The following is a 9444-nucleotide window of genomic DNA, read 5'->3' as shown; positions in this document are numbered from 1 at the left end:
ATGCGTACCAGCCGGACCGGGGCCGCCGTCTCGTGGTCGGGCGGGGCGGTGCCGCCTGCCACGCGGTCGATCAGGGCGTGGTCGGCGAAGCCGGCGAGGGCGAAGTCGAGGTGGACGGTGGCGGCCTCGGCGGGGTCCTCGCACTCGGCGGCGGCGCGGACGGCCCGGTGCAGCTGGTTGGTGCGGAACCGCAGCAGGGACGCCTCCTGTTCGGCCTGCTTGGCCTCGGTGACGTCGGTGAAGAGCCAGGCGACGCCGAGCGGCACCGGTTCCTCGGCGAGCGGTGAGGTGAGCCGGACGAAACCGCTGCGCCAGCAGCGCCGCCTGTCGCCCTTCGGGGTGCGTACGCTCACCCAGATCTCGGCGGGGGCGGGCGGGGCGCCCTCCGCGAGGACGTGGGTGAGCGCGCTCTCGAGTTCCTCCACGCCCTGGGAGAGCAGTTCACCGAGCGGCCGGCCGAGGACCACCGTGCGGCCGGCACCGAAAGCGCGGGCCGCGTGGGCGTTGACGACGGCGGGCCGCAGGTCGGCGTCGACGAGGACGACACCCCAGGAGGCGTCCTCGAACAGGGCCTCGCTGAGCGCGATGGACCGCTCGAGGTCGATCTGCGCGTGCACCTCGCTGAAGGCGCAGTACAGGCCGGCGGGCTTGCCGTCGGGTCCGTGCACGGCCGCGGACTGGGTGCGTACGAGTACACGGCCGCCGTCCTTGGTGAGCAGCGCGAACTCGTGCACCTGCCGTCCGGGGGCGTGCATGGCGGCCATCAGCCGTCCCTCGACCTCCCCGGCGTCCGCGCTGCGTACGGCCCACCCGGCCAGGCCGTGTCGGCCGACGGCCTCGGCCGCGGTCCAGCCGAGGACGCGCTCGGCCTCGCGGTTCCAGTGGGTGACGACACCGTCGGCGTCGAAGGCGCACAGCGCGGCGTCCATGCCGTCGAGGAGGGCGGCGAGCAGGTCGGAGCCGTCATGGCTGCCGGGGCAGTCCGGGCCCCGGGGACCGCCCCGCTCCGGCTCGGGCTCCTCCGGCCCGAGTGCGTCGGTGGCCCCACTACGCCGGGAAGCACTCACCTGGACCCCCTGCAGGCTGCGTCCGCACGTACGGCGCTTCGGTTCACTCACTGGCTGTCATTCAACTTGAACGTGACCCAGCACACACCGAGTTCCCGCAAGATTGAAGAGTTCGAAGGAATCGTTGTGCGCGGACGCTCCCGCGAAGCGGGAACCACCCCTCGGGGACCGTCAGGCGCAGCGTGAGCCACAGATCGGTCTCGCCGACGAGCACGTAGCGCTCGGTCTCGGTGAAGCCGTGTGCCCCGGCGAACCGCACGCCGTCCTCGTTGGCGGCGAGCACGACGGTCTCGACCGCCTTCGCGCCGAGCACGCGCGCGTGTGCGAGGCCGTTCTCGTACAGCGCGGTGCCGATCCCGCCGCGCCGGTGCTCGGGGAGCACGCGCGCGATGACCGTGGCGACGGCGTCCTCGCCCTCGGGCGGCCGGACGGTGGAGCAGCCCACGAGGACGTCGCCGAGGTAGGCGTTCTCCAGCCGGTGGCGGCCGTTGCGCTCGCGCACCTCGTCGAGGCTCAGCGCGGCGGGCGGCACGATCACGTTGTGGACGTGCCGCCAGTCGCGCAGCGTGCCTTCGTCCCTCACGGGTGCGATACGAAGATCGGGCATGCGGGCAGCGAACCGCAGGCGCCCGGGGGCGTCAATCGCTTTACGCGTGCCGGTCAGCGCCGGTAGAAGATCCGGTCCGCGTACTGATCGAAGATCCGGCGGTTCCACTCGTGGCCGCCGTCGACGTTGCCGGAGCGCAGCAGCGGGGGTTCGGTGCCGCGTTCGGCGAGGGTGGTCGCGGTGGTGGCCAGGACCGCCTGGAGGAGGGCGGTGGTGACGACGGTGGAGGCGGGGGCGAAGGGGGCCGCGACGGTGTCGAGGGCGAGTTCGGCGTCACCGACCGCGATCTTGGAGTCGAGGACGATGTCGCAGTGGTCCTTCAGGTACGTCCCCGAGGCGTGCCGGGAGGTGGTCCCGGTGGCGTAGGCCACCGAGGTCACGCCGATGACGCGCACGCCGAGGGCACGGGCCCTCATGGCCATCTCGACGGGCAGGGCGTTGCGGCCGGACAGCGAGATGATCACGAGGGCGTCGCCGGAGCGGGCGGGTGAGCTGTCCAGGACGGCGGTGGCGAGGCCGTCGACGCGTTCCAGGGCGGAGCCGAGGGTGGCGGGCACGACGTCGACGCCGACGGCGCCGGGGACGGCGAGGAGGTTCATCAGGGCCAGGCCGCCGGCGCGGTAGACGACGTCCTGGGCGGCGAGGGAGGAGTGGCCGGCGCCGAAGGCGAACAGGCGGCCGCCGGCGGTCACGGTGTCGGCGAGCAGCGTCCCGGCGGCGGCGATCGCCTCGGCCTCCTCGTCGCGGACCCGCTGGAGCAGGCCGATGGCGGCGTCGAAGAACCGGCCGGCCGGCGTGCGGTCGCTCATGCGCGGACCGTCCCTTCGGGAGGCTGTGTGTCGCGGATCACGGTGAGGTCTGGACCACAGCCGTGTCAATACGGCGCCCGTGACGGCGTGCGTCAGGGGCTCAGCCGCTCCACGCGCCAGCCGCCGTCCGGCTCGGCGACGTACCGCAGGCGGTCGTGCAGGCGGTTCTCGCGGCCCTGCCAGAACTCCACCGACCGCGGGGCGACCCGGAAGCCGCCCCAGTGCGGCGGGACGGGGACCTGCTCGCCCTCGGGATAGCGGGCGGCCAGTTCGGCGTAGACGGCGTCGATCTCCGCGCGCGTGGAGACCACCGTGGACTGGGCGCTGGCCCAGGCGCCGAGCTGGGAGCCGTGCGGGCGGGTGCGGAAGTACGCGGCGGTCTCGTCGCGGCCGGTGCGGCGGGCCACTCCCTGGACGATGACCTGGCGGGCCATCGGATGCCAGGGGAAGAGCAGGGAGACGTACGGGTTCCGGGCGAGGTCGCGGCCCTTGCGGGAGCCGTAGTTGGTGTAGAAGACGAAGCCCCGCTCGTCGAAGGACTTCAGCAGCACCGTGCGGGAGCTGGGCCGGCCCTCGGCGTCCGCGGTGGAGACGACCATGGCGTTGGGTTCGAACAGCCGGCCCTCGGTGGCGGCCTGCTGGAACCAGCGGGCGAACTGGGCCACGGGGGTGTCGGCCAGACCGGCCTCGGTCAGCCCCTCCTCCCGGTAGTGCTTGCGCATGGAGGCGAGGTCGAAGGGGGCGGTCTCGCCGGCTTCTCGGTCGGTCACGCGGTCATCCTGCCGTATCGGCGGGGCGCCGCCACGGGGTGCCCCCGGTCAGCGAGTGGCACTGGGTGCCGGTACATCTCCCCTTTCGTGACACTCGGGGTTATGGTGCTGCTGCCGTACCCGTGGGGTGACCGCCCCCGGCACGGGGCATGACAGGGATGACCGTCACGGACCGCGAGCCGCAGACCTAGGCCGTGGACCCGACCGGCGGACACCCGTTCCCGAAACCTCCGACATCCGACACCTGGTCGTCACCCCCATCGCACCATCTGTCGCACAGACCCACGAGGAGCCGCCTGATGTCCGACTTCGTACCCGGGCTCGAGGGAGTCGTCGCGTTCGAGACGGAGATCGCCGAACCGGACAAGGAGGGCGGTGCCCTGAGGTACCGGGGCGTCGACATCGAGGACCTCGTCGGTCACGTCTCCTTCGGCAACGTTTGGGGGCTGCTGGTCGACGGCGCCTTCAACCCGGGCCTGCCGCCCGCCGAACCGTTCCCGATCCCCGTGCACTCCGGTGACATCCGCGTGGACGTCCAGTCGGCACTGGCGATGCTCGCCCCGGTGTGGGGGCTGAAACCGCTGCTGGACATCGACGCCGAGCAGGCCCGCGAGGACCTGGCGCGGGCCGCCGTGATGGCGCTGTCGTACGTCGCCCAGTCGGCGCGCGGGCAGGGCCTGCCGATGGTGCCGCAGCGGGAGATCGACAAGGCGCACTCGATCACCGAGCGGTTCATGATCCGCTGGCGGGGCGAGCCGGACCCCAAGCACGTGGCGGCCGTCGACGCCTACTGGACGTCCGCCGCCGAGCACGGCATGAACGCCTCCACGTTCACCGCCCGCGTCATCGCCTCCACCGGCGCCGACGTGGCGGCCGCCCTGTCGGGCGCGGTGGGCGCGATGTCCGGCCCGCTGCACGGCGGCGCGCCCTCCCGCGTCCTCGGCATGATCGAGGAGATCGAGCGGACCGGGGACGCCGTGGGGTACGTCAAGAAGGCCCTGGACCGCGGTGAGCGGCTGATGGGCTTCGGCCACCGGGTGTACCGGGCCGAGGACCCCCGCGCGCGGGTGCTGCGCCGTACCGCCCGGGAGCTCGGCGCCCCGCGGTTCGAGGTCGCCGAGGCCCTGGAGAAGGCCGCCCTGGAGGAGCTGCACAACCGCCGCCCGGACCGGGTGCTGGCCACCAACGTCGAGTTCTGGGCGGCGATCATGCTGGACTTCGCCGAGGTGCCGGCGAGCATGTTCACGTCGATGTTCACGTGCGCGCGTACGGCGGGCTGGTCGGCGCACATCCTGGAGCAGAAGCGGACGGGACGGCTCGTGCGGCCGTCCGCCCGCTACGTGGGCCCGGGGCCGCGCAGCCCCCGGGAGATCGAGGGCCACGAGGACCTCGTGCGCTGACCCGGCCGTCGCACGCGCGCGTGCGACGCGTCACGCGGGGCTGAGCAGCTCCGCGTGATGCCGCTCGGCGACCAGCGGGTGGGCCCGCAGCTTTCCCTTGAGTTCGTTGTGGCCGTACTCCGCGAACAGCGGGTTGCCCGGGTCGTCGGTGACGCCGGGCGCGGTGGAGGCGTGCGGGAAGGGCAGCGGGGCGATGCGGGCGTCCAGGCGCGGGTTGTAGAAGAACGGCACGGAGAACCGCTCGGTGGCGCCGGGCGGGGAGACGACCCGGTGGTTGGTGGCCACCAGGTAGCCGTTGGTGGCGACCTCCAGCAGCTCTCCGAGGTTGACCACGAACGCGCCCGGGACCGGCGGCACGTCGTGGAAGAGGCCGTCCTCGCGCTGCACCTGGAGTCCGCCGATCCCGTCCTGCAGGAGCAGGGTGAGGAAGTTGTAGTCCTTGTGGGCGCCGACACCCTGGTCGGTGCCGTCGCCGGCGCTGCCGGGATAGCGGACGAGCTTGAGGTGCGGGTGGGCGTGCTCGCCGAAGAGCGGGTCGTAGAAGTCGGCGGGCGCGCCGATGGCGGTCAGCAGCTCGTGCAGCAGCTTGTGGGCGACACCGCTGAGCCGGCCGATCCAGTGCAGGGCGGCGGTGCGCAGCTCGGGCAGGGCGGCGGGCCACTGGTTGGGGCCCTGGAGCCACCAGTACGCCGGCTCGCCCGGCCCCGGGACGCGGGCGGGCCGCTCGGCGCCTATGTCGAGCTGGTCGCGCCAGTCGCGGGCGCCGCCGGTGCGCTCGTCCCCGGTGCGCGTGTAGCCGCGGAAGTGCGGCGAGTTGACGTTGTCCAGGGCGAGGCGGTCGGCCTCGGGGAGCCGGAAGAAGGCGTGCGTGGCGTCGAGCAGCGCGTCGGTCTCGGCCCGGGTGACGCCGTGCCCGACGAGCTGGAAGAAGCCCACGTCGTGGGCGGCGCTGTGCAGTTGCGCGTGCAGCAGCGCCCGGGCCTGGGGACCGCGGTCGGCCGCGGAGAGGTCGATGAGGGGGAGCTGGTCGTACGACGGGTTCGTCGCCGTGTTCGTCATGGTCACGTCCGCAGGGTGTACGGGGCCCGGACCGCGGCCATGGGTGGGCGCGCGGCACGGGTGCCGGAGGGGAGGAACCGGGTGAGGTGCGCGGGCGATCGGGTCGCCGCTTGAGGAGGGCCGGATCAGGCAGAGCGCCGACAGCCCATGCTCGTGACGCGTACGTAGTCCACGTGGCGGCGTCGCACGAGCAGCAGAAGCATGCGCACAGGGTACTGCGGGCGGTCGATGCGGGTGTGGCCGCGTTCACGGGTGCCCGGGAGTCAGAGTTTGCCCCAGACGTAGGCGGTGCGGTGGCCGCCCAGGACGTCGGCCGTACGGGCGCGGAAGTCCTCGGTGAACCGCGGCCAGTTCCAGAACTCGAGGCCGAGGTGGGCGAAGGCGAAGTAGTCGTCGGACCAGGCCCAGTCGGGCAGCGGGACGGAGGCGGCGCAGGCGGGGCACTCGACGTCGGCGGCGCCCGTGGTGTGCCAGGTGCCGATGGCCTCCGAGAACGGTGTCCACGCCTCGACGATCAGCTCCCAGCGGTCGGTGTACAGGCGTGTGGTGGCCGCGCAGCGGGGGCAGTGGACCGCTTCCGACCCGCCCTGGCCGCCGTGGAACACGGTGCGCCCCGTGTACACGGCGAGTCCGTCGTACGGCTCCCGGTCCCCGTCGTCCTCGGCCACCGCCCGCTGCCAGTTCGGGCCCGGTGGATGTCCGAGCGGCTGCCCCAGGACGCAGTCCGTGCGCTCGGCGAGCACGATGCCCTCCGCCACGAGCCACTCGACCGCGCGCCGCGCCGACCGCGGCGCGTCCCGCGGGCTCACGTCGAGGTCGACGATCGTCTGGAAGTGATCACCCATGCCGGAACCGTAGCCCCGGCCACTGACATCGCCCTCAGCCCAGCGCCTGTTCCAGCAGGGCCGCCCACTGGGTCACGACGCGTTCGCGGCGGGCGGTGTCGTCGGTGAGGAGGTTGGCCAGGCCCAGGCCGCGGGCCATGTCGAGGAAGCCCTGGACGGTTTCGCGGGCGCCGGGGCGGGCCTCGTCCGCGCCCAGCAGCTCGACGGCTATGCGGTGGGTCTCGCGGCCCACGCGGGCCTCCAGCTCGGTGACGCGGGGGCGCAGCTGGTCCTCGTCGGAGGCGGCCACCCACAGGTGGAGGGCGGCGCGGAAGAGGGGGCCGGTGTAGAGGTCGACGAGGGCGGCGACCACGGCGTGCCGGTCACCGGCCGCGCTCTGGGGGAACAGGGCGCGCAGGGCGGTGGACCGTTCCTCGGCGACGTACTCGACGGCGGCGGTGAACAGGTCCTCGCGGGTGGGGAAGTGGTGCTGGGCGGCGCCGCGGGAGACTCCGGCGCGTTCGGCGACGACGGACACCGTGGAGCCGGCCCAGCCGTGTTCGGCGAGGCAGTCCACGGCGGACTGCAGGAGCCGCTGCCGGGTGACACGGCTGCGGTCCTGCTTGGGGACGCGCTCGGTGCGGGCCGTGCGGTCCGTGCGGTCCGCGTGGTCCTGTGTGGTCACACCACCCATCCCGGATCCCGTCGTTCGAGGAAGGCCGTCATGCCCTCGCGCGCCTGCGCGGAGGAGAACAGCCGGGCCGAGAGCGCGGTCAGGCCGGCCGCGTCCCGGTCGAAGGCTTCCAGCACCCTAGCCGTGAGCAGCCTCTTCGTCTCGGCCAGGGCCTGGGGGCAGGAGCGGCGCAGGCCGTCGAGCACCGGCTCCAGTACGGCGTCGACGTCGTCCCCGACCGCGGTCACCAGGCCGGTCCGGACGGCCTCGGCCGCGTCGAAGCGCTCTCCGGTGAGGTAGTGACGGGCGAGCGCGCGCGGGTCGGTGCGGGGCAGGAGCGGCAGGGAGATCACCGCGGGGGCGACGCCGATGCGCACCTCGGTGAACGCGAAGGTGGCCTGGTGCGAGGCGGCCGCGATGTCGCAGGCGGCGAGCAGGCCGAGGCCGCCGGCGCGGACGTGTCCGGTGACGCGGGCGACGACCGGCCTGGGCAGTTCGACGATCTGCCGCAGCAGGCCGACCAGGGCGTCCGGACGGGGAGGGTCGCGCAGGTCGGCGCCCGCGCTGAAGGTGTTGCCGGTGTGGGTGAGGACGACCGCGCGGACCTCGTCGTCCTCGGCGCAGTCGGCCAGCGCGCCCGCCAGTTCGCCGACGAGCGCCGCCGACAGGGCGTTGCGGTTGTCCGGCGAGTCCAGGCCGAGCGTTTCGACGGCACGCGCGCGCGTACGTCGGATCAACGTCATGACTGCTCCTCGTACTCGCTGCTGAACACGGTCCTGCTCGCACGCCGGCGGGCGTCTCGGTACGGTTCAGTACGACTTGGGCAGGCCCAGGCTCTGGTGGGAGACGTAGTTGAGGATCATCTCCCGGCTCACCGGGGCGATACGGGTCACGCGTGCGGCCGTTATCAACGAGGCGAGCCCGAATTCGCGGGTGAGGCCGTTGCCGCCGAGGGTGTGCACGGCCTGGTCGACGGCCCTCACGCAGGCCTCACCGGCCGCGTACTTGGCCATGTTGGCGGCCTCGCCCGCGCCCATGTCGTCGCCGGTGTCGTACAGGTGGGCGGCCTTCTGCATCATCAGGCGGGCGAGTTCGAGGTCGATGTGCGCCTGGGCGAGCGGGTGGGCGATGGCCTGGTGGGCGCCGATGGGTGTCTTCCAGACGGTGCGTTCGCGCGCGTACTCCACGGCGCGGGCGAGCGCGTGGCGGCCCATGCCGATCGCGAAGGCGGCCGTCATGACGCGCTCGGGGTTGAGTCCGGCGAACAGTTGCAGCAGACCCGCGTCCTCTCCCCCACTGCCGAAAGCGTGGGAGGTGCCCCCACCCACAAGCGCGTCGGCGGGCAGCCGGACGTCGTCCAGGACGAGCTCGAACTGCTTCTCGGCGGCGTTCAGTTCCATGTCGATGGGGTTCCGCTGGAAGCCCTCGGTGTTCGGCGGGACGATGAACAGGCAGGGCTTGAGGCGTCCGGTGCGGGCGTCTTCGGTACGGCCGACGATCAGTACGGCGTCGGCGGTGTCGACACCGGAGATGAACACCTTGCGGCCGGTGAGCAGCCAGTCGGCGCCGTCGCGGCGGGCGGTGGTGGTGATGCGGTGGGAGTTGGAGCCGGCGTCGGGTTCGGTGATGCCGAAGGCCATGGTGCGGGTACCGTCGGCGAGGCCGGGCAGCCAGGTCCGCTTCTGCTCCTCGGTGCCGAAGCGGGCGATGACGGTGCCGCAGATGGCGGGTGAGACGACGAGCATCATCAGCGGGCAGCCGGCGGCGCCGAGTTCTTCGAGGACGATCGCGAGTTCGGTGATGCCGCCGCCTCCGCCTCCGTACTCCTCGGGGAGGTTGACGCCGAGGTAGCCGAGTTTGCCCGCCTCGGCCCACAGTTCGGCGGGGCGGCGGCCCTCGGCGACGGTCCGGGTGAGGTAGTCGCGGCCGTAGCGCCTGCCGAGTGCGGCGACGGCGGCGCGCAGGGCCTTGTGTTCGTCGGTTTCCAGTGTGGCGCTCACTGATCCTCCCGGTGTGCCTCTACGACGGCGAGCAGGGCGCCGACCTCGACCTGGCGGCCGGGGACGGCGTGCAGGGCGCTGAGCGTCCCTGTGACGGGCGCGGAGATCTTGTGTTCCATCTTCATCGCCTCCAGCCACAGCAGCGGCTCCCCGGCCCGTACGGCGGCCCCTGCGGCCAGCCCGTCGGCGACGCGGACGACGGTGCCGGGCATGGGGGCGAGCAGCGAGCCGGGGG

11 protein-coding genes are annotated in these 9444 nt (G+C 73.1%); 1 reads left to right on the top strand and 10 read right to left on the bottom strand.

Going from position 1 to position 9444, the window contains the following annotated elements; translation table 11 throughout:
- The 4 genes from C1I97_RS24205 to pdxH all read right to left on the bottom strand — a co-directional run.
- The coding region (locus C1I97_RS24205; protein WP_111005293.1) for a PAS domain-containing protein at window positions 1-1067 on the bottom strand (1067 nt) is incomplete at its 3' end.
- 61 nt (window positions 1068-1128) lie between these two features.
- Entirely contained in the window at window positions 1129-1674 is a 546-nt protein-coding gene (locus tag C1I97_RS24200) for a GNAT family N-acetyltransferase (protein WP_111005292.1), read from the bottom strand.
- 53 nt (window positions 1675-1727) lie between these two features.
- Window positions 1728-2483 carry an SIS domain-containing protein gene (locus C1I97_RS24195; RefSeq protein WP_111005291.1) on the bottom strand — a complete coding sequence of 252 codons (756 nt, stop codon included), beginning with the start codon at window positions 2481-2483 and terminating at the stop codon, window positions 1728-1730.
- A gap of 92 nt (window positions 2484-2575) precedes the next feature.
- Complete coding sequence (gene pdxH / locus C1I97_RS24190; protein ID WP_111005290.1) at window positions 2576-3253, bottom strand: pyridoxamine 5'-phosphate oxidase; 678 nt, start codon at window positions 3251-3253, stop codon at window positions 2576-2578.
- A gap of 299 nt (window positions 3254-3552) precedes the next feature.
- Between pdxH and C1I97_RS24185 the strand changes: the two genes are divergently transcribed.
- Window positions 3553-4653 carry a citrate synthase 2 gene (locus tag C1I97_RS24185; protein WP_111005289.1) on the top strand — a complete coding sequence of 367 codons (1101 nt, stop codon included), beginning with the start codon at window positions 3553-3555 and terminating at the stop codon, window positions 4651-4653.
- A gap of 30 nt (window positions 4654-4683) precedes the next feature.
- On the opposite strand, the gene C1I97_RS24180 is transcribed toward C1I97_RS24185, so the two are convergent.
- The 6 genes from C1I97_RS24180 to C1I97_RS24155 form a co-directional block, all read right to left on the bottom strand.
- Window positions 4684-5712 (bottom strand): isopenicillin N synthase family dioxygenase, encoded by a 1029-nt coding sequence (locus C1I97_RS24180; RefSeq protein WP_111005288.1) that lies wholly within the window; start codon window positions 5710-5712, stop codon window positions 4684-4686.
- A gap of 263 nt (window positions 5713-5975) precedes the next feature.
- Window positions 5976-6557 carry a hypothetical protein gene (locus C1I97_RS24175; RefSeq protein WP_111005287.1) on the bottom strand — a complete coding sequence of 194 codons (582 nt, stop codon included), beginning with the start codon at window positions 6555-6557 and terminating at the stop codon, window positions 5976-5978.
- Between the two features lie 34 nt (window positions 6558-6591).
- The gene (locus C1I97_RS24170; protein ID WP_111005286.1) at window positions 6592-7230 is read right to left on the bottom strand and encodes a TetR/AcrR family transcriptional regulator; all 639 of its coding nucleotides are present in this window, start codon (window positions 7228-7230) and stop codon (window positions 6592-6594) included.
- Window positions 7218-7952: an enoyl-CoA hydratase family protein gene (locus C1I97_RS24165; protein WP_111005285.1), complete on the bottom strand. Its 735-nt coding sequence runs from the start codon at window positions 7950-7952 to the stop codon at window positions 7218-7220. The genes C1I97_RS24170 and C1I97_RS24165 overlap by 13 nt, the downstream gene beginning before the upstream one ends.
- A gap of 66 nt (window positions 7953-8018) precedes the next feature.
- On the bottom strand, window positions 8019-9209 hold the full coding sequence (locus C1I97_RS24160; protein ID WP_111005284.1) for an acyl-CoA dehydrogenase family protein: 1191 nt from the start codon (window positions 9207-9209) through the stop codon (window positions 8019-8021).
- A partial coding sequence (locus tag C1I97_RS24155; protein WP_146608276.1) for an acetyl-CoA carboxylase biotin carboxyl carrier protein subunit occupies window positions 9206-9444 on the bottom strand: 239 nt, incomplete at its 5' end. The genes C1I97_RS24160 and C1I97_RS24155, both read right to left, overlap by 4 nt.

It is taken from the genome of Streptomyces sp. NTH33, from assembly GCF_003236365.1.
In the GTDB taxonomy this organism is placed as follows: domain Bacteria; phylum Actinomycetota; class Actinomycetes; order Streptomycetales; family Streptomycetaceae; genus Streptomyces.
The sequence above is the reverse complement of the archived record's forward strand: the minus strand, read 5'-3'. Positions and strand labels throughout refer to the sequence as shown.